This window comes from Anaeromyxobacter paludicola, assembly GCF_023169965.1.
In the GTDB taxonomy this organism is placed as follows: Bacteria; Myxococcota; Myxococcia; order Myxococcales; family Anaeromyxobacteraceae; genus Anaeromyxobacter_B; species Anaeromyxobacter_B paludicola.
In genome coordinates, this window is sequence record NZ_AP025592.1 from 3,461,115 (window position 1) to 3,478,956 (window position 17,842).

A 17,842-nucleotide genomic window follows, 5' to 3' on the forward strand; every position below is an offset into this window, starting at 1 on the left:
CGTGCCCCGCGACCCCCGGCTGGTGGCGTTCCTGTGCGACGGCTGCGCCTACGCGGCCGCCGACGCGGCCGGGCGGGCCCGGCTCGAGGTGCCGCACGAGCTGCTCTCGATCCGGGTCGTCTGCACCGGCCGGGTCGAGCCGGCGCTGGTGCTGCAGGCGTTCCGCGAGGGCGCGGACGGGGTGCTGGTGGCCGGCTGCCACCCCGGCGAGTGCCACCACGGCGGCGCGAACCTGGCGGCCGCCTCGCGCTTCGAGCTGCTCTCGGCCACCCTCCGCCAGCTCGGCGTGCCCGAGGGGCGGTTCCGGCTGGAGTGGATCGGGGCCGGCCAGCCGGATCGGTTCGCCCTGGTGGCGCGTGAGATGGTCGAGGGGCTGCGCGCGCTCGGGCCGCTCGAGTACGCCGGCCGGCTCGGCCCGGCGGCGGCGCCGCTGGCGGTCCCGGAGGCCGCCCCGCGCGCGCCCGGCCGGCCGCGCGTCGCCTTCTGGTGGAACAGCTCCTGCGGCGGCTGCGAGGAGGCGGTGGTGGACCTCGGCCCCGACCTCGCGCCGCTCCTCGGCGAGTGCGAGGTGGTGCTCTGGCCCTTCGCGCTCGACTACAAGCGCAGGGACGTGGAGGCGCTCCCCGACGGCAGCATCGACGTCGCCTTCCTGAACGGCGCGGTGCGGCTCGAGGACCAGCTGGAGTGGTCGCGCCTGCTGCGGCGCAAGGCGCGCCGGCTCGTCGCCGTCGGCGCCTGCGCGCAGCTCGGGGGCGTGGTCGGGCTCGGGAACCTCACCGGGCCGGGAGAGATCGAGGCCGCCGCGCGCACGCCGCTCGGCGCGGCGGCGCCGGAGCCGGTCGCCCCGCGCCCGGGCGAGCCGCGGCTCCCGCCGGTGCTGGCGCGCGTGGTCCCGCTCACCGAGGTGGTGGAGGTGGACGCCATCCTCCCCGGCTGCCCGCCCTCTCCCGAGCTGGTCCTCGCGGCGGTGCGCCGCCTCCTCGACCCGGCGCCGCTGCGGCCCGCCGAGGTGCTCGCGCCCGATCTCGCGCTCTGCGAGCGCTGCCCGCGGCGCGAGACCATGCCGGAGCGGCTCGAGCTCACGGCGCTGCGCCGGCTCGGCACCACCCAGCCCGACCCCGCCACCTGCTTCCTCGCCCAGGGGCTGCTCTGCATGGGCCCCGCGACGCGCCAGGGCTGCGGCGACGACTGCGGCTGCGTGGGGGCCAACGTCCCCTGCCGCGGCTGCTTCGGCCCGCTCGACGGCGTCCGCGACCAGGGGGCCGCCTTCCTCGCCGCGCTCGGCACGCTCCTCGCCGCGCCGGGGGAGCGCGGCCTGCGCGCGCTGGCGCGCACCGTGCCGGACCCGGCCGGCACCTTCTACCGCTACGGCCTCGCGGCGGCGACGCTGCCGGCGCGGACGCCGCTGGCCGCCCCTCCCCAGCTCTCCCCGCCCGAGCGGGGAGGGAGCGCCGCGGAAGACCCGACGTCTCCCCCTCTCCCGCCCGAGCGGGGAGGGAGCGCCGCCGGAGACCCGACGTCTCCCCCTCTCCCGCGTGAGCGGGGGAGGGACGGGGAGGGGGCGCGGCGCAGGGAGGCGGAGGAATGAGCCGCCGCATCACCATCGATCCCGTGACCCGGCTCGAGGGGCACGGCCGGATCGAGATCGCGCTCGACGAGCGGGGCGAGGTCCGCGACGCCTGGCTGCAGGTCCCGGAGCTGCGCGGGTTCGAGCGCTTCTGCGTGGGCCGGCCGGCCGAGGAGATGCCGCAGCTCACCGCGCACGTCTGCGGCGTCTGCCCCGCCGCGCACCACCTCGCGAGCGCGCGGGCCCTGGACGCGCTCTACGGCGCCGAGCCGCCGCCGGCGGCGCACGCCATCCGCGCGCTCTACTACCACCTGTTCCTCCTCGAGGACCACGCGCTCCACTTCTACTACCTGGGCGGCCCGGACCTCCTGCTCGGCGCCGACGCGCCGCAGGGGATGCGCAGCCTCTTCGGCGTGGTGGCCGCGCTCGGCAAGGAGGTGGGCGAGCGGGTGGTGGCGGCCCGCCGGGAGGCGCGCGGCCTCATGCAGGCCATCGGCGGCCGCACGGTCCACCCGGTCTTCGCGCTGCCCGGCGGCATCTCCCGGCCGCTCGCGAAGGAGACGCTGGAGCGGCTCCGCCGCGCCGCTCCCATGCTCCTCGACTTCGCCGGCTTCACCCTCGACGCCTTCGCGCGCCGGGTCCGCGGCGCGGCGGGGTACGAGGCGCTCCTCGCGAGCCCCGCCTTCCGGCTCGAGACCCACTCGATGGGCCAGGTGGACGGCGAGGGCCGGCTCTCGTTCTACGGCGGGCGGCTCCGGGTGGTCGATCCGCGCGGCGACGAGCTCCTCTCCTTCGAGGGGAAGGACTACGCGCGCCACCTCGCCGAGCACGTCGAGCCCTGGACCTACGTGAAGTTCCCCTACCTGCGCGCCCAGGGCTGGCGCGGCTTCGAGGAGGGCGCCGCGAGCGGCCTCTACCGGGTGGGCCCGCTGGCGCGGCTCAACGCGGCCCCGCGCATGGCCACCCCGCGGGCCGGGGCGGAGCGGGAGCGGCTGTTCGAGGCGCTCGGCGGCCGGCCGGTGCACCAGACCCTGGCGTTCCACTGGGCGCGGCTCGTCGAGGCGCTCCAGGCGGCCGAGGCGATCGCGGCCGCGGCGTCGGACCCGCTGCTCGAGAGCCCCGAGGTGCGGCGCGTGCCCGAGCCGCTCGAGGCGCGCTGCCCGCCCGGCGGTGAGCTCGAGGGGGTGGGCGTGGTCGAGGCACCGCGCGGCACGCTCGTCCACCACTACCGCGCCGGCCCGGACGGCCTGCTCACCGGCGCGACGCTGCTCGTCGCGTCCCAGCACAACGCCGCGCCCATCCAGATCTCGGTGCGGCGCGCCGCCGCCGAGCTCATCCACGGCGGCCGGGTGGACGACCGGATCCTGAACACGCTCGAGATGGCCTTCCGCGCCTACGACCCGTGCAACGCCTGCGCCTCCCACGCGCTCCCGGGCGAGCTGGCGCTCGCGGTGACGATCCGCGGGCCGGGCGGCGAGGTGGTGCGGCGGCTCGCGCGCGGGGCCGGGCCGGACGGCGCGTGACGGTGCTCGCGCTCTGCCTCGGGAACCGGATCCGTCGCGACGACGGCGTGGGCTGGCGCGTCGCCGCGGCGCTCCGGGCCGCCGCGCCGCCGGGGCTGGAGGTGCGCGAGACGGCGCTCTCCGGGCTTCACCTCCTGGACGAGATGGAGGGGTTCGAGGAGGTGGTGCTGGTGGACGCGGTCGCGAGCGGCCGCGCCGAGCCGGGCACGGTCCGCGACTTCCCGCTCTCCGACCTCCCCGCCACCGCGAGCCCCACCCCGCACGGCCTGGGGCTGCCCACGGCGGTGCGGGCCGCGGCGGCCATGGGCGCGCCGGTGCCCCGGGCGCTCCACGTGGTGACGGTGGAGGTGGCCGACATGACCACCCTCGGCGAGGGGCTCACGGCGGCCGTGGAGGCGGCCGTCCCCGAGGCGGTCGCCCGCGTGCTCGAGGTGCTGGTTCGGTGGCGTGACGCCGCCGGGACCCGTTGACAGGGGCGCAAAAGGAAATATACCTCGCGGCCATTCGTAGAACGCCGTCGCGAGCCGCACCCGGGCGGACCTTCCGCCCGCGCGCCGCGCCCGCACCCAGGGAGGAAGCACCCGTGAATCGCACCCACGTCCGCGCGGCCGCCTTCGCCGCTGCGCTCAGCGTCACCGCCTGCTCGCACGAGCCGCTCTTCCGGAGCGAGGCGGAGCTCCGCCAGAAGACCCTCACCGTCCAGGGCACCACCGTCCCGGCCACGCTGGCCCGCGACGCCGCCGTCCAGTCGAGCCCGGCCGACGCCGCGCCGACCCTCGCCACCCTGCCGCGCGGCGCCGAGGTCTGGGCCGCCGACAAGGCGGTGCACGGCTACCGCCGGATCAAGACCGCCGACGGCAAGTCGGGCTACGTCGCCGAGCCGGCGCTGCAGATCGGCGTGGGCCACCCGGCGCCGCTGCAGCCGCAGCAGGCCGCCACGCCGGCCGAGCCGAAGGTGAGCGGCGCGAAGTAGGTCCGCGCCCGCCCATTCCCCGCGTCACCGAGCGGCGGGCTCCTCGCGGGGCCCGCCGCTTCTTCTTCGCGGTGCCGCTGCCCCCTCCCTGTCCCTCCCCCGCTTCGCGGGAGAGGGGAAGAGCGGCCCGCGGGAGCAATCTCAGACGCGCCGCGCTGCACTCTCCTCGCGCGGGGCGGAGGGGAGGGGCCCCGGCGCCGCCGGGGAGGGGCGCAGCCCCTCCATGCCGGGCGAGCCTGGGCAGTCGCGAAGGCGACAGCCCAGGCGCAAGGGACCCGGCGAGCAGGGTGAGGCCCCGCCGGGCTTCGCCTGGCGGGGCGGGGCGCAGCCCCGTGTCAATGATCCACGCGGTGGAACAGGCGCGTCCACCGCGGGCCCGAGGGGCCCCACGACGCCAGCGCCATGACCGCCCGCCCCTTGATGCGCCCGATGGGCACCGGCCCGAAGACGCGGCTGTCGGCGCTGTGGTCGCGGTGGTCGCCGGCCAGCCAGACGGTGCCGGGCGGCACCACCACCTCGGGCACGTCGCCGCAGTAGGCCGAGGGCGTGCAGTAGCTCCCGTAGCGGTGCCGCTCGAGCTGCTCCTCGAAGGCCACGCACGGCTCCTCCGTCCAGGGGCCGCCCTCGGGCTTGTTCCAGTAGGCGCAGGGGCCGGGGACGCGCTGCCGCGGCGCCGGCTGGCCGTTGAGCCAGAGCGCGCCGTCGCGGATCTCCACCCGGTCGCCGCCCACCGCCACCACCCGCTTGATGAGGTCGTCGGAGCGCGGGTTGCCGGGGGGCGCGAGCAGCACCACGACGTCGCCGCGCTTCGGCGCCGACCACTGGAGCTGGGTGCTCTCGGTGAACGGCAGCCGCGCGCCGTAGGCCCACTTCTCGACGATGACGTAGTCGCCGATCTGCAGGGTCGGGATCATCGAGCCCGAGGGGATGTAGACCGCCTCGTAGAGGAGGGTCCGGAAGGCCAGCACCGCCAGGATGGTGAGGACCCAGCCGCGGACCTCCCGCTTCACCTTGTCACTGTCCACGCTTAGCTCACCCTTCGAGACCAGGAGCCTACTCGGTGCGCATCGCCTCGACCGGGTCGAGGCGGCTCGCCCGGGCCGCGGGGTAGATGCCGAAGAGCAGCCCGCAGCCGGACGCCGAGACGAGGGAGAGTAGCACCGCCCACGCCGGCACGCTCGCCGGAACTTGGTAGAGGGTGCGGGCCCCGAGCGCGATGCCGGCCCCGAGCAGCACGCCGAGCAGGCCGCCCAGGAGCGACAGCGTCACCGACTCCACCACGAACTGCGACAGGATGCGCCGCCGCCGCGCGCCGAGCGCCATGCGCACCCCGATCTCGCGCGTCCGCTCCGCCACCGAGACCAGCATGATGTTCATGATCCCGATGCCGCCCACGAGGAGCGCCAGCGCGCAGACCCCGAAGGTGGCGGCGGTGACCACGGCGGCGATGTTGTTGAACACCTCGGCGATGGAGTCGTTGGAGAAGATCTCGAAGTCGTTCTCGGCGTCCGGGGCGAGGCCCCGCAGCCGCCGCAGCTGCCCCACCACCTCGTCGATGGCGCGCGGCACGTCCTCGTTGGAGGTGGCCTGGATGGCGATGTTGTCGTTGTTCGCCTTCCCGAGCACCTGCTCGAACGCCGGCCAGGGGATGGTCACGATGGCGTCGCGCGACTCGAGCCCGAGCACGCTCCCCATCCGCTCGAACACCCCCACCACCTCGAAGGAGGCGCCGCGGATCCGGATCTCGCGGCCGACGGCGCTCTCGCCCGGGAAGAGGAGGTCGGAGACGTCGGTGCCGACCACCGCCACCCGCCGGCCGAGCGCGATGTCGGTCTGGCTGACGAAGCGCCCCTCCGCCACGGTGACCGCGTTGGCGTACTCGTAGTCGGGCACCACCCCGGCCACCCCCACGTTCGGGCGGGTGGCGCGCTCGGCGGTCCAGATCCGCTCGGCGGTGCCCTGGTGGTACTCCTCGATGGAGACGTGGGCCACGTGCGGGCAGAGCGCCCGGATCGCCTCGCCCTGCTCGCGGGTGAGGTCCTTGCGCTTCGCGTACTTCGCCCGGTCGTGGTCGCCGAAGCTCACCGCCGGGAACTTCTGCACCTGGAACGAGGCCGCGCCGAGCTGGGCGAGGTCGGTGGTCACCTTGAGCCGGAGCCCCTCGGTGAGCGACATCATGGCCACCACCGTGGCGGCGCCGATCACGATGCCGAGCAGGGTGAGGAGCGAGCGGAGCGGGTTGGCGCGCAGCGTGCCGAGGGCGAGCGCCAGCGTGTCGAGGAAGCCGGTCATTCGTAGCGCAGCGCCTCCACCGGATCGAGGTGGGCGGCGCGCCAGGCCGGCCAGGAGCCGAAGGCGAGCCCGACCAGCGTCGAGAAGCCGAGCCCGAGCAGCACCGCCGAGGGGGTCGCGGCCGCCGCCAGCGGCGACACCAGCGCCACGAGCTGCGCCGCCCCGAGTCCGAGCGCGGTGCCCACGGCGCCGCCGAGCGCCGCCACGAAGGCCGCCTCGAGCAGGAACTGGAAGAGGATGGTGCCGCGCCGGGCGCCGAGGGCGCGCCGGACGCCGATCTCGCGGGTCCGCTCGTGGACCGACACCAGCATGATGTTCATGATCCCGATGCCGCCCACCACGAGCGTGATGAGCCCCACGCCGACCGCGACGCCGTAGAGGGCGCCGGTGAGCTGGCCGTAGACCTTGAGGAACTGCTCCTGCCGGTTCATGGCGAAGTCGTCCGCCTTGCCGGCGGGGACGCGCCGGGCGCGGCGCAGGATCCCGGTGAGCTCGTCCTCGAGCGCGGGGAGGTCGCCCGGCGCGGCGGTGACCGCGATCTGCAGCGACCGCTTGGTGCCGAAGATCCGCTCGAAGGCGCCGAGCGGCACGGTCACGTTGTTGTCCATGGCCATGCCGAGGAAGCGCCCCCGCCGCTCCAGGAGCCCCACCACCGTGAAGGGCCGCCCGGAGAGAAGCACCCGCTGCCCCAGCACCTCCGCCGGCCGCGCCCCGGGGAAGAGCCGGTCGGACACGTCGGCGCCGAGGACCGCCACCGCGCGCGAGAGCTCCACGTCGCTCTCCACCAGGAAGCGGCCGGCGCCGACGGTGCCGCCGCCGGTCTCGAGGTAGCGGGTGTTGGTGCCGTTCACCGCCACCCCGGTGAGCTCGACGTCGCCGCGGCGCACCGCCGCCCGCGCGCGGGCGGTGGGGGCGATGGCCTGGGCGAGCGTGCACTCGCGCTGCACCGCCTCCACCTCGGCGCGGCCGATGGGGCGCCGGTTGCGCATGGTCCACCACTCGTCGGCGCCGCTGAGCCACTTCCAGCGGTCCACGTAGAGCGTGTGCGACCCGAGGGTCGCCACCTGCGCCTCGAAGCTGCGGTCGAGCCCCTGGATGATGGCGACGATGGCGATCACCGTCATCACGCCGATGACGATGCCGAGGGTGGTGAGGAAGCTCCGCAGCCGCGCCGCCACGAGCGAGCCGGCGGCGATGCGCAGGGCCTCCGACGCCTCGGCGAGCGCGCGGCTCCCCCTCACGTGCCCACCGCCCGCGGCACCGAGAGCGCCGCCACCTCTTCGCCGGGGCCGTCGGCGACCACCCGGCCGTCCGAGAGCCGCACCGCGCGCGGGCAGCGCGCGGCGAGCCGGGGCTCGTGCGTGACGAGCACGATGGTGTGCCCCCGGGCGTGCAGCTCGGAGAAGAGCCGGACGATCTCCTCGCCGGTGGCCGAGTCGAGGTTGCCGGTCGGCTCGTCGGCGAGGAGCAGCGACGGCTCGCCCACCAGGGCGCGGGCCACCGCGACCCGCTGCCGCTGCCCGCCGGAGAGCTCGTTGGGCCGGTGGTGCATGCGCTGGGCGAGCCCCACCGCGGTGAGCGCCGCCTCGGCGCGGACCCGCCGCTCGCGGCGCGGCACGCCGCGGTAGACGAGCGGCAGCTCCACGTTGGCGAGCGCGGTGGCGCGCGGGAGGAGCTGGAAGGTCTGGAAGACGAAGCCGATCTCGCGGTTGCGCAGGTCGGCGAGGGCGTCGTCGGAGAGGCCGGCCACGTCCTGCCCGTTGATCCGGTAGCGCCCGCCGGTCGGGGTGTCGAGGCAGCCGAGGATGTTCATGAGGGTGGACTTGCCCGAGCCCGACTGGCCCACCACCGCGACCCACTCCCCGCGCCGCACCTCGAAGGAGACGCCGTCGAGGGCGTGCACCACCTCGCCGCCGACGAGATAGTGGCGGCGCAGCCCCTCGAGCGAGAGGAGGGGCGCGTCGGGGCCGGCTCCCGGGCCGCTCACGACTTCTTCCCGCCCTCGCCGGGGACCGCGTCCTTGACCGGCTTGCCGTCCTCGAGCTCGCGCGCGAGGACCTTGTACGGGCCCTCCACCACCGTCTCGCCCGGCTTCACGCCGTCGAGGATCTCGATCTCGCTCTCGCTCGCGAGCCCGGTCTCGACCCGGCGCGCGCGCGCCACCCCGCGCTCCACCACGAACACCACCTTCTGCGTGGGCTCGCGCCGGGCCCTGGCGCCCGGGGCCGGCGCCACCGGCCGCTCGTCGCGCCGCTCGGCCGGGCCGCGCAGCTGCTTCTCGGTCCGGACCGTCACCGCCTGGATCGGCACCACCACCGCCTTCTCGTGGGTCTCGGTGGAGATGCCGGCCTGGCAGCTCATGCCCGGGAGCGCGCCCGCCACCGGGGCGGTGAGGGCGAGCCGCACCGGGAAGGTGGTCACCTCGGCCTCGGTGCCGGCGTTCTTGATGGTGGCGTTCTTCGCGATCTCGACCACCTGCGCCGGCCAGCGCCGGTCGGGGAAGGCGTCGATCTCCACCTCCGCCTGGTCGCCCTCGTGGAGGTAGACCACCTCGTGCTCGCCCACCTCCACCTTCGCCTCCATGGAGGAGAGGGTGGCCACGATGACGATCACGTCCTCGCTGAAGTCGGAGCCCCGCACCCGCTCCCCGACCTGCTTCTGGCGCGAGGTGACGATGCCGTCGATGGGGGCGTAGAGGGTGGTGAGGTCGAGGAAGTGGCGCGCCTCGGCGAGGGCGGCCTCGGCCTGGGCGATGCGCTGCCGCGCCGCCTGGGCCCGCGCCCGCTCGGCGGCGACGTCCGACTCCGCCCGCTCCAGCTCCGCCTGCGAGGCGTTGCCGGAGCCGGCGAGCCGGCGCACCCGGGCCAGCTCCGCCTCGAGCTTCCGCACCTGCACCTCCTCGAGCCCGAGGTCGGCGGCGGCGCTGGCGCGGGCCGCCTCCTGCTGGCGCACCTGGGCGGCGTAGCGGCGCGAGTCGATGCGCCCGAGGTACTGCCCCTTCTTCACGCGGTCGCCCTCGTGCACCGTGAGGTCGAGCAGGTCGCCGGAGAGGTTGGAGCTGAGCTTCACCTCGGTGGCCGCCTGCAGCTTGCCGGCGGCGGTCACCTTGCGGGTGATGGCTCCCTGCCGCGCCGCGGCGGTCTGCACGCCGATCGGCGGGACCGGCCGCGGCCGGAGCGAGAAGGCGAGGAGCGCCAGCACCGCGGCGCAGAACGCGAGGGCGAGGAGCCGCTGGCCCCACGACATGGACACGGGCTTCGCGGGAACGGCTTCGGTCACAGGACGCCTCCGACGGCGCGGTTGAGATCGGCGCGCGCCACCGCCTCGTCCACGCGCGCCTGCAGGAGGGTGAGCTTCGCCTGGGTCAGCTTGAGGAGCGCGTCGCGGACCTCGAGCTGGCTCGCCGCCCCGGCGTCGAGCCGGGCCCGGGCGAGCTTCACGTTCTCCTCGGCGCTGCCGAGGCTCTCGGCGGCGAGCAGGGCCGAGCGGGAGAGCGCCACCAGCGCCGAGCGGGCGCGGGCGATCTCGCTCGCGACCTGCTGATCGGCCTGCTCCGCGCCGATGCGGGCCTGGGCCTCGGCGATCCCGGCCTTCGCCACCTGCGCCTGCGTCTGCCGCCCCGCGAAGAGGTTCCAGGTGAGCGCCACCTGCGCCACCGCGGTGTACTGGCGGGTGGGGTCGCCCAGCACGCCCTCCGAGCCGGTGAGGCTCGGCCCCTCGCGGTTGTAGGCGGCCTGGAGGCTCAGCGCCGGCCACCAGTCGGCGCGCGCGATGGCCACGTCGAGCCCGCTCGCGGCCACCAGCTCGCGCTGGCTGCGCAGGAGCGGCCGCGCCGCCCGCGCCCGCGCCAGCAGCGCCTCGGCCGGCGGCGGCTCGGCGGCGCCGCCGAGCCCGGGCGCGTCCACGGCGGCCGGGGCCACCACCGCCGGGACGTCCACCCCCTCGCCGCCCAGCGCCACCGCGAGGTCGCTCCGGGCCTGCGCCACCCGCGCCCGCTGCGACTCGACGTTGATCCGGTCGTTCGCGAGGTTCACCCGGGCGGCGTAGGCGTCGCCCTTGAGCCCGCGCCCCTCCGCGAAGAGGGCGTCGGCGCGCCGCACCAGCTCCTCGCTGCGCGCCACCGTCTCCTCGAGCACGGCGAGGCTCCGCTCCGCCTTCACCACCTCGTAGAACTTGCGGGTGACGTCGAAGGCGGTGGTGAGCGCCGCCTCGTCGAGCTGCCCCGCCGAGGCGCGCTCCATCGATTCGGCGCGCCGGATCGCGTTCCAGGAGCGGAGCCCGTCGAAGATCGGCTGCGACAGCTTGAGGCCGAGCGACCAGTCGGCGAAGTCGGTCGCCGGGATGTTGATGGCCTGCTGCTGGAAGGTGGGCAGGCCGTCCGGCCCGACGCCGGTCGGGACCACCTGCACCGACTGGCGGGCCCCCACGAAGTCGCGCCCCCCGCTCGCGGAGAGGTCGAGGCGCGGCAGCACGCCGGCCCAGGAGGCGGTGACGTCCACCCCGGCCGCCTCGCGGCGCGACCGCGAGAGCCGGAGGTCCTTGTTCTGCCGCCCGGCGAGGGCCAGGGCGTCGTCGAGGGTGAGCGCGCCGCCCGCCGGCGCCGCGGCGGCCGGGGAGGCCACCGCGCCGAGGACCGCGAGCAGGCAGAGGGCCCCGGCGCTCACGCCGCACCTCCGGCGAGCGCGGGGAGGGCGAGCTTCGCCGTCACGACGTACCCGGCCCAGAGCGCCCCCACCACCGCGGCGGCGCGGCGGCGCGACACGCCGGCCACCGGGGCGAGCCCGAGGACGAGGAGCGCGGCCGCCCAGAGCGCGAACAGGTCGAGGCTCGCGGCCGGCGCGAGCCAGCGCGGCGGCGCGCCCGGCGGCAGCCAGGCGGCGAGGTTGGCGGGGAGGACCGTATCGAGCGCCTCGGGCCGGAGCCGCCCGGCCCGGAGCAGGGCCGGGATGGCGAGGAGCCGCTCGAGCGCGAGCGGCAGGAGGGCGTGCGCCGTCACCGCGAGGGTGGGCCGGAAGGCGGGCCGGCCGCCCGCGGTGCGCAGCCCCGCGAGCAGCGCCGCCGCCACCGCGAGCGCCTGCAAGGAGGGGCCGAGCGCGGCGCCCGCCCAGCCGGAGAGGGCGCCGACCTTGCGGGCCTGCGCGGCGGCCTCCTCGCGCTGGTGGTCGGTCGGCTCGGGCTGGCCGGGCTGCTGCTCCTTGTCGAGCCGCTCGACGCCGGCCCGCTCGAGGTCGAGGCGCGGCAGCGCCACCGCGGTCGCGAGGAGGGCGGCGGCGGTGGCGGCGAGGAGCGGGGCCAGGAGGGCGCGCCGCCCGGCGGCGCGGGCGAGCGCGCCGGGCGGGCTGCGGAAGGTGTCGAGGAGGAGGTCGGCGGTCATGTGGGTGCCGCCCCGCCCTACGGGGCAGGGGGCGCCCGTATTTCAACCAGACCGCCGAAGGAGTCAAAGCCTTGCCCGGAATACCCTGGCCGGCCCGCTCGACCGCGCCGGCCGGCCCGCGGGCCCGGCGCTCACTTCAGGAGCTTGAGCGCGCGGGTGAGGAGGCTCGGCTGCGCGCGCCGGAAGAGCCGCCGCGCCCGCCCCCGCCCGTAGGAGAGCTCCTCGACCGCCTCGTGCGCCGAGAACCGCCCCGGCCCGGCCACGAGCAGCCCGAGGGCGATGGCCATGAGGGCGAGGTTGTACTCGTAGCCGCCCTTGGTGATGTCGAACCCGTTCCGGGCGTGGACCCGCCAGACCGCCACCGCCTGCGTGGCGAGCACCGCCAGCGCCGCCGGCCGCGTCGCGAACCCGAGCAGCGCCATCGCCCCGGCCGCCGTCTCGGCGATGCCGGTGGCGAGCGCCCAGCGCTCTCCCGGCGCGATGCCGACGCTCTCCATGAACTGGCCGGTCTGCGCCCGACCCTCGGCCCGGAGCTTCCCGGTGCCGTGGTAGAGCATGCTCGCGCCGAGCGCCATCCGCGCCGGCAGCGTCGCCGCGTCGCGGACCGCGCTGCGCCCCGTCATCATCCCCGCCGCGTCGATCGTCGTCATGCCTCCGCCTCCCGGGGAAATGTCGGGACCCCCGCGCGGCCCGGCAACGCTCCGCGGCGCTGGAAAGCGGGCGGGGCGGCGGCTATGGTCGCGGGATGGCCCGCCCGCTCCTCGCCCTGGCGCTCGCCGCGCTCCTCACGCGGCCGGCGTCCGCCGCGCCCGCCGGCGCGCCCCCCCGGACGCTGACCGTCGCCGCCGCCGCCAACCTCAAGGCGCCCATGGCCGATCTCGTCGCCGCCTTCGAGGAGGATCGCCCCGGCGTGAAGGTGCGGACCACCTTCGGCGCCTCCGCCAACCTCGCCGCGCAGGCGCGCGCCGGTGCGCCGTTCGACCTGTTCCTCTCGGCCGACGACCTCCACCCGCGCAAGCTCGCGGAGGCCGGGCTCGCCGACGCGGGCGGGCCGTTCACGTACGCGCTCGGGCGGCTGGCGCTCTGGGCCCCCGCCGGCTCGCCGCTCGCCGTCGAGAAGGAGGGGCTCGCGGTGCTCGCCTCCCCCGCCGTGCGCAAGGTGGCGGTCGCGAACCCCAAGCTCGCCCCCTACGGCAAGGCGGCCGAGGAGGCGCTCTGGGCGGCGAAGCTCCTCGACGCGGTCCGGCCGAAGCTGGTGTACGGCGAGAGCGTCGCGCAGGCGGCGCAGTTCGCCGAGAGCGGCGCCGCCGACGCGGCGCTCCTGCCGCTCTCGATGGTGCTCACCGGCCCTCTCGCCCCCGGCAAGCGGCTCGTGCTCCCCGACGACGCCCACCCGCCCATCGACCAGGCCGGGGTGGTGCTCAAGGGCGCCCGCGAGCTGGAGCTGGCGCAGGCCTTCGCCCGCTTCGTCCGCGGCGGCCACGGCCAGGCGATCCTGGCCCGCCACGGCTACGGCCTGCCCCCGAGGTAGCGGCTTGGACTACGCCGCCCTCCGGCTCAGCCTCGAGCTCGCGGCGCTCACCACGCTGGCGCTGCTCGTGCTCGGCCTGCCGCTCGCCGCCTGGCTCGCCCGGAGCACCTTCCGGCTCAAGTTCCTCGTCGAGGCCGTGGTGGCGCTGCCGCTCGTGCTCCCGCCCACCGTGCTCGGCTTCTACCTCCTGCTCGCCTTCGCGCCGCAGAGCCCGCTCGGCCGGTCCTGGGAGCGGCTCACCGGCCACCGGCTCGCCTTCTCCTTCGACGGCCTGCTCATCGCCTCGATCCTCTACAGCCTGCCGTTCGCGGTGCAGCCCTTCGCCGCGGCGCTCTCGGCCGTGGACCGGCGCCTCGTCGAGGCCTCGCACACGCTCGGCGCCTCCCCGCTCGCCACCTTCCTCCGCGTCAGCCTGCCGCTCTCGGCGCGCGGCGTCCTCGCCGGCGCGGTGCTCACCTTCGCCCACACGCTCGGCGAGTTCGGGGTGGTGCTGATGGTCGGCGGCAACCTGCAGGGCGAGACCCGCACGCTCTCCATCGCCATCTTCGACCACGTCGAGGCGCTCGAGTACGCCGCGGCCGGCCGCACCGCCCTGTTCCTGCTCGTCCTCTCCTTCGCCGTGCTGGCCGTGACCTACGGGCTGCAGCGCGGGGCCTTCGAGAAATGGCCGGCGCGCTCTCGCTAGACCTGGTGCGCCGCTTCCCGGGCGGCGCGGCGGTGGCGGCCAGCCTCGAGGCCGCGCCCGAGGGGGTCACGGTCCTCTTCGGCCCCTCCGGCGCCGGCAAGAGCACCGTGCTCCGCTGCGTCGCCGGGCTCGAGGCGCCGGACGTGGGGGTGATCCGGTTCGACGAGGAGACCTGGTTCGACCGGGCCCACGGGGTGGACGTGCCGCCGCAGGCCCGCCGGGTGGGCTACGTGTTCCAGGACGCGGCGCTCTTCCCCCACCTCACGGTGGAGGAGAACGTCCGCTACGGCGCGCGGGCGCGCGGCGCTCCGCCCGGCGCGGCCGGCGAGGCGCTGGAGCGGCTCGGGCTCGCGCTCCTCTCGCACCGGCGGCCGGCGGAGCTCTCCGGCGGCGAGCGGCAGCGGGTGTCCCTGGCGCGCGCGCTCGCCTCGCGCCCCCGGCTCCTGCTCCTCGACGAGCCGCTCTCGGCCCTCGACGCCCCCACCCGGGAGGCGCTGCGCGCGACGCTGCGCGACCTCCTCGCGGCGGTGGGGCTGCCGGCGCTCCTCGTCACCCACGACCGGATCGAGGCGCTCGCGCTCGGCGACCGGCTGGCGGTGCTCGCGAAGGGGCGCATCCGGCAGTGCGGGCCGGTGGCGGAGGTGTTCGCCCGCCCGGCCGACCTCGAGGTCGCGGCGGTGGTCGGGACCGAGAACGTGCTGCCGGCGGAGGTGGCCGGCGAGGAGGGGGGGCTCGTGCACCTGCGCGTCGGTCCGGCCGAGCTCTCGGCCGTCGGGCCGGCGCCTGGGAGGCGGTGCTTCGCCTGCTTCCGCGCGGAGGACGTGCTGCTGGAGGCGCCGGGCGGCTCGCCCACCTCGGCGCGCAACCGGCTCGCGGCCACGGTGCGGGCGCTCGCGCCGGAGGGGCCGCTGTCGCGGGTGACGCTCGACTGCGGCTTCCCGCTCGTGGCTCTCGTGACGCGCCGCAGCGTGGAGGAGCTCGAGCTCGCCCCGGGGCGGCCGGTGCTGGCGCTGCTCAAGGCGCCGGCGGTGCGGCTGGTCGCGCGGGCGGGGTGAGCCGCGCGCCCGGCGGCCCCGCGGCGCCGATGGACCATCGACAAACAAGGAGGCCGTGCGCCCTGCACCGCTGGCCCGCGCCGGGGACGCGGAACCCCGAAAAAGAAGAAGGCCGGCTCCTTTCGGAACCGGCCTCCTTCGAAATGCGTTCTCGCGAACTTACTTCGCGGGAGCGGCCTCGGGGGCCGGGGCGGCCTCGGCCTTCTCGGCCTTCTTGGCGGCCTTCTTGGCCTTCTTGGCCTTCTTGGCCTTCTTCTCGGCCTTCACCTCGGCCTTGGGGGCCTCGGCGGCCGGGGCGGCGGCCGGAGCGGCGGCAGCAGCCTCCTCGGCGAAGGTCGGGGCGGCGACGGCAACGAAGGCGACGGCGACGATGGCGCTCAGGATCTTCTTCATGGGTAATCTCCTTGGGGTCGCGGGCGTTGATGCACGCAGACGGCTGGAGAGAATACAAGCCGCGTGCCGATCCCCGGCCCCCGGGCGGAACCAGGAAGATCGCTCGCTTACGGGTCCTCGGCCGGGCGTTCCCGGGGCGGCGGGGAGTCCCGCCCCGGGCGCCGCGCCCCGAGTGGCCCATTCCTCCGCGCTCGACAGGGCGGACGGCGCGCCGCATGGATGGCGGATGGACCTGCACCTGCTCCCCCCGAAGTCCCCGAAAGGGGGCTACCACATGGTCATCGAGTCGCCGCGGGGCTCCGGGGTGAAGCTCAAGTACGACCCGTCGCTCGGGGTGATGGGGCTCTCGCGCCCGCTCCCGCTCGGCCTCTCCTACCCCTACGACTGGGGCTTCATCCCCGGGACCCGCGCGCCGGACGGCGACCCGGTGGACGCGCTCCTGTGCTGGGACGTCCCGAGCTTCCCCGGCGTGGTCATCCCGAGCCGGCCGCTCGGGCTCCTCCAGCTCGAGCAGGACGGCAAGAACGGCCACCGCACCCGGAACGACCGGCTCATCCTCCTGCCGCTCCGCTACCGTCGCGGTGACGACCTCGAGTCGGTGGACGACCTGCCGCAGCGGGTCCGGGAGGAGATCCAGCAGTTCTTCCTCTCCTCGGTCTTCTTCGAGCAGAAGAACCCGTCGGCTCTCGGCTGGAGGGGGCCGGCGGAGGCGGAGGCGCTCATCGCGGCCTGCGAGCTGAAGGGGTAGGCGTCGCTCCTACCTGCGCCGTCCGGCCACCTCGACGGCCAGCTTGCGGCGGAAGACCTGCCGGAAGAGGGCCGTCTCTCGGTCGAGGTCCCAGAGCTCGAGGTCGAGCGGCGCGCGCGCCTTGAGCGTGAGCTTCACGGCGCCCGTCCGGCCGCGGGCGGAGAGCGAGCGGAGCGGCTGGTGGTGGCTGCGGTCGAGGGCGTCGGCCACCCGGAGCAGGGTCGAGAGCCGGCGCACCGCCTGGAACTCGTCGTCGGAGAGCGGGGCGAGGTCGGCCCGGTGGCGCTCCGGCGCCGAGCGCCGGTGGTACCGGGCGGTGAGCGCGGCGAGCGTCCGCTCCTGGTCGGAGAGGCCCGGCAGGTCGGCGTTGGCGACGAGGTACCAGGTGTGCTTGTGGTGGCGCTGGTGGCTCACGGCGTTGCCCACGTCGTGCAGCAGGGCGGCGGTCTCGAGGATGCGCCGGGCGGCCGCGGGCAGGCCGTGCACCGCCGGGAGCTGGTCGAAGAGCGAGAGCGCCACGTCCCGGACCTTGAGCGCGTGGGCCTCGTCGAACTGGAAGCGCCGGCCCATGGCGAGCGCCGCCTCGGCCGCGAGCGCCGCCTGCCCCTGGCTCGCCCTGGGCGGCAGGGTGCGGCGCACCAGGTCCACCAGGATCCCGTCGCGCAGCCCGGTGTCCACCGAGGTGATCGAGGCGAGCCCGAGGTGGCGCATCGCCGACTCGAGGATCACCGCCCCGGCCACCACGATCTCGGCCCGGCGCGGCTCGAAGAGCTTGCGACGCTGGTCCACCCGCATGGCCGCGAGCGCGTCCACCGCCCGCCCCACCTCCCGCAGCGAGGCCCGCCTCGCCCCCCGCTCGGCGGCGAAGGCCACGAGGGCGTTGATGGTGCCGGAGCTGCCGAGGGCCGTCCGGAAGCGGGGGAAGCTCTCGGGGAGCGCCTCCCGGAAGGCCTCGGCCGCGTAGGCGCGCATGAGGTCGAGCCGGGGGGGCGGCACCTTGTCGGCGGCGGCGAACATCTCGGTGAGCCGGACCGCGCCCACCGCCACGCTCCAGAGGCTGTCGGGCGACTCGCCCACCGCGGCGGCCACCTCGGTCGAGCCGCCGCCGATGTCCACCACCAGGTTCCGGGCGCGCGGCGCGGCCCCCTGGAGCACCCCGAGGCAGATGAGCCGGGCCTCCTCGCGGCCGGAGACCACCTCGAGGTCGAGCCCGGCCTCCCGCTTGGCCCGCTTCACGATCTCCGGGCCGTTGCGGGCCTCGCGGACCGCCGAGGTGGCGACCGCGCGCACCCGGGCCCGGTGGCGGCGGCAGAGCGCGGCGTAGCGACGCAGCGCGGCGAGGAGCCGGTCGGCGACGGGGCGCGGGATGTTGCCGGTGAGGAACACGCCCTCGCCCGGGCGGACCGGGTCGCGCTCGGTGTGGAGGGTCTCGAGGGTGTGGTCCGGCAGCGAGCGCGCGATCTCGAGCCGCACGGCGTTCGTTCCCACGTCGATCGCCGCCAGCACCTCGGTCACGAAGGCCCTCCGGACCCCATCGAGTCTAGCCCATCTTCCGTTGGCGGCCGGGGTGGAGTAAAAGGTCCGTCACGCCGGCCCCCCGGCGGGCAGGAAGGCGACGACTTGCGCCGCTTCCCCGCGTACCGGTGAAAACCTCCCGGCCAGCGCCGGATTTTGGAGAGCCCGGGGTTTCGAGCACGAAGA

The 17,842-nt window shown here is 76.2% G+C and carries 18 protein-coding genes; 8 read left to right on the forward strand and 10 right to left on the reverse strand.

Annotated features, from left to right (window positions below; genetic code table 11):
- Position 1 precedes the first annotated feature (1 nt).
- The 4 genes from AMPC_RS15535 (at position 2) to AMPC_RS15550 (ending at position 4,063) form a co-directional block, all read left to right on the forward strand.
- On the forward strand, positions 2-1,588 hold the full coding sequence (locus AMPC_RS15535; RefSeq protein ID WP_248342326.1) for a hydrogenase iron-sulfur subunit: 1,587 nt from the start codon (positions 2-4) through the stop codon (positions 1,586-1,588).
- Positions 1,585-3,090: a Ni/Fe hydrogenase subunit alpha gene (locus tag AMPC_RS15540; protein WP_248342327.1), complete on the forward strand. Its 1,506-nt coding sequence runs from the start codon at positions 1,585-1,587 to the stop codon at positions 3,088-3,090. Before AMPC_RS15535 ends, AMPC_RS15540 begins: the two co-directional genes overlap by 4 nt.
- Positions 3,087-3,560 carry a hydrogenase maturation protease gene (locus AMPC_RS15545; RefSeq protein WP_248342328.1) on the forward strand — a complete coding sequence of 158 codons (474 nt, stop codon included), beginning with the start codon at positions 3,087-3,089 and terminating at the stop codon, positions 3,558-3,560. Before AMPC_RS15540 ends, AMPC_RS15545 begins: the two co-directional genes overlap by 4 nt.
- 113 nt (positions 3,561-3,673) lie before the next feature.
- Positions 3,674-4,063 (forward strand): SH3 domain-containing protein, encoded by a 390-nt coding sequence (locus AMPC_RS15550; protein ID WP_248342329.1) that lies wholly within the window; start codon positions 3,674-3,676, stop codon positions 4,061-4,063.
- Between the two features lie 335 nt (positions 4,064-4,398).
- Here the strand turns inward: AMPC_RS15550 and lepB are convergent, their stop codons facing one another.
- The 8 genes from lepB to AMPC_RS15590 form a co-directional block, all read right to left on the reverse strand.
- The gene (lepB, locus tag AMPC_RS15555; protein ID WP_248342330.1) at positions 4,399-5,088 is read right to left on the reverse strand and encodes a signal peptidase I; all 690 of its coding nucleotides are present in this window, start codon (positions 5,086-5,088) and stop codon (positions 4,399-4,401) included.
- A gap of 28 nt (positions 5,089-5,116) precedes the next feature.
- Positions 5,117-6,355, reverse strand: coding sequence for an ABC transporter permease (locus AMPC_RS15560; RefSeq protein WP_248342331.1), 1,239 nt, complete (start codon positions 6,353-6,355; stop codon positions 5,117-5,119).
- Positions 6,352-7,596: an ABC transporter permease gene (locus AMPC_RS15565; RefSeq protein ID WP_248342332.1), complete on the reverse strand. Its 1,245-nt coding sequence runs from the start codon at positions 7,594-7,596 to the stop codon at positions 6,352-6,354. The genes AMPC_RS15560 and AMPC_RS15565 overlap by 4 nt, the downstream gene beginning before the upstream one ends.
- Positions 7,593-8,342: an ABC transporter ATP-binding protein gene (locus tag AMPC_RS15570; protein WP_248342333.1), complete on the reverse strand. Its 750-nt coding sequence runs from the start codon at positions 8,340-8,342 to the stop codon at positions 7,593-7,595. Before AMPC_RS15570 ends, AMPC_RS15565 begins: the two co-directional genes overlap by 4 nt.
- Positions 8,339-9,601 carry an efflux RND transporter periplasmic adaptor subunit gene (locus AMPC_RS15575; protein WP_248342334.1) on the reverse strand — a complete coding sequence of 421 codons (1,263 nt, stop codon included), beginning with the start codon at positions 9,599-9,601 and terminating at the stop codon, positions 8,339-8,341. Before AMPC_RS15575 ends, AMPC_RS15570 begins: the two co-directional genes overlap by 4 nt.
- Before the next feature lie 29 nt (positions 9,602-9,630).
- Complete coding sequence (locus AMPC_RS15580) at positions 9,631-11,019, reverse strand: TolC family protein (protein ID WP_248342335.1); 1,389 nt, start codon at positions 11,017-11,019, stop codon at positions 9,631-9,633.
- Complete coding sequence (locus AMPC_RS15585) at positions 11,016-11,729, reverse strand: YIP1 family protein (protein WP_248342336.1); 714 nt, start codon at positions 11,727-11,729, stop codon at positions 11,016-11,018. Before AMPC_RS15585 ends, AMPC_RS15580 begins: the two co-directional genes overlap by 4 nt.
- A 131-nt stretch (positions 11,730-11,860) precedes the next feature.
- The gene (locus AMPC_RS15590) at positions 11,861-12,379 is read right to left on the reverse strand and encodes a DoxX family protein (protein WP_248342337.1); all 519 of its coding nucleotides are present in this window, start codon (positions 12,377-12,379) and stop codon (positions 11,861-11,863) included.
- 95 nt (positions 12,380-12,474) lie between these two features.
- Between AMPC_RS15590 and modA the strand changes: the two genes are divergently transcribed.
- From modA to AMPC_RS15605, 3 genes are read left to right on the forward strand one after another with little or no spacing between them, the layout of a single operon-like run.
- Positions 12,475-13,260: a molybdate ABC transporter substrate-binding protein gene (gene modA, locus AMPC_RS15595; protein WP_248342338.1), complete on the forward strand. Its 786-nt coding sequence runs from the start codon at positions 12,475-12,477 to the stop codon at positions 13,258-13,260.
- 4 nt (positions 13,261-13,264) lie between these two features.
- Positions 13,265-13,945 (forward strand): molybdate ABC transporter permease subunit, encoded by a 681-nt coding sequence (modB, locus tag AMPC_RS15600; protein ID WP_248342339.1) that lies wholly within the window; start codon positions 13,265-13,267, stop codon positions 13,943-13,945.
- Positions 13,946-13,950: 5 nt separating this feature from the next.
- A complete protein-coding gene (locus AMPC_RS15605; RefSeq protein ID WP_248342340.1) occupies positions 13,951-15,000 on the forward strand; it encodes an ABC transporter ATP-binding protein in 1,050 nt (349 codons plus the stop codon).
- A gap of 159 nt (positions 15,001-15,159) precedes the next feature.
- Here the strand turns inward: AMPC_RS15605 and AMPC_RS15610 are convergent, their stop codons facing one another.
- Entirely contained in the window at positions 15,160-15,393 is a 234-nt protein-coding gene (locus AMPC_RS15610; RefSeq protein WP_248342341.1) for a hypothetical protein, read from the reverse strand.
- 226 nt (positions 15,394-15,619) lie between these two features.
- Here AMPC_RS15610 and AMPC_RS15615 point away from each other — a divergent pair, with 226 nt between their 5' ends.
- Positions 15,620-16,141: an inorganic diphosphatase gene (locus AMPC_RS15615; RefSeq protein WP_248342342.1), complete on the forward strand. Its 522-nt coding sequence runs from the start codon at positions 15,620-15,622 to the stop codon at positions 16,139-16,141.
- Positions 16,142-16,150: 9 nt separating this feature from the next.
- Here the strand turns inward: AMPC_RS15615 and AMPC_RS15620 are convergent, their stop codons facing one another.
- Complete coding sequence (locus AMPC_RS15620) at positions 16,151-17,656, reverse strand: Ppx/GppA phosphatase family protein (RefSeq protein ID WP_248342343.1); 1,506 nt, start codon at positions 17,654-17,656, stop codon at positions 16,151-16,153.
- Positions 17,657-17,842: the final 186 nt, after the last annotated feature.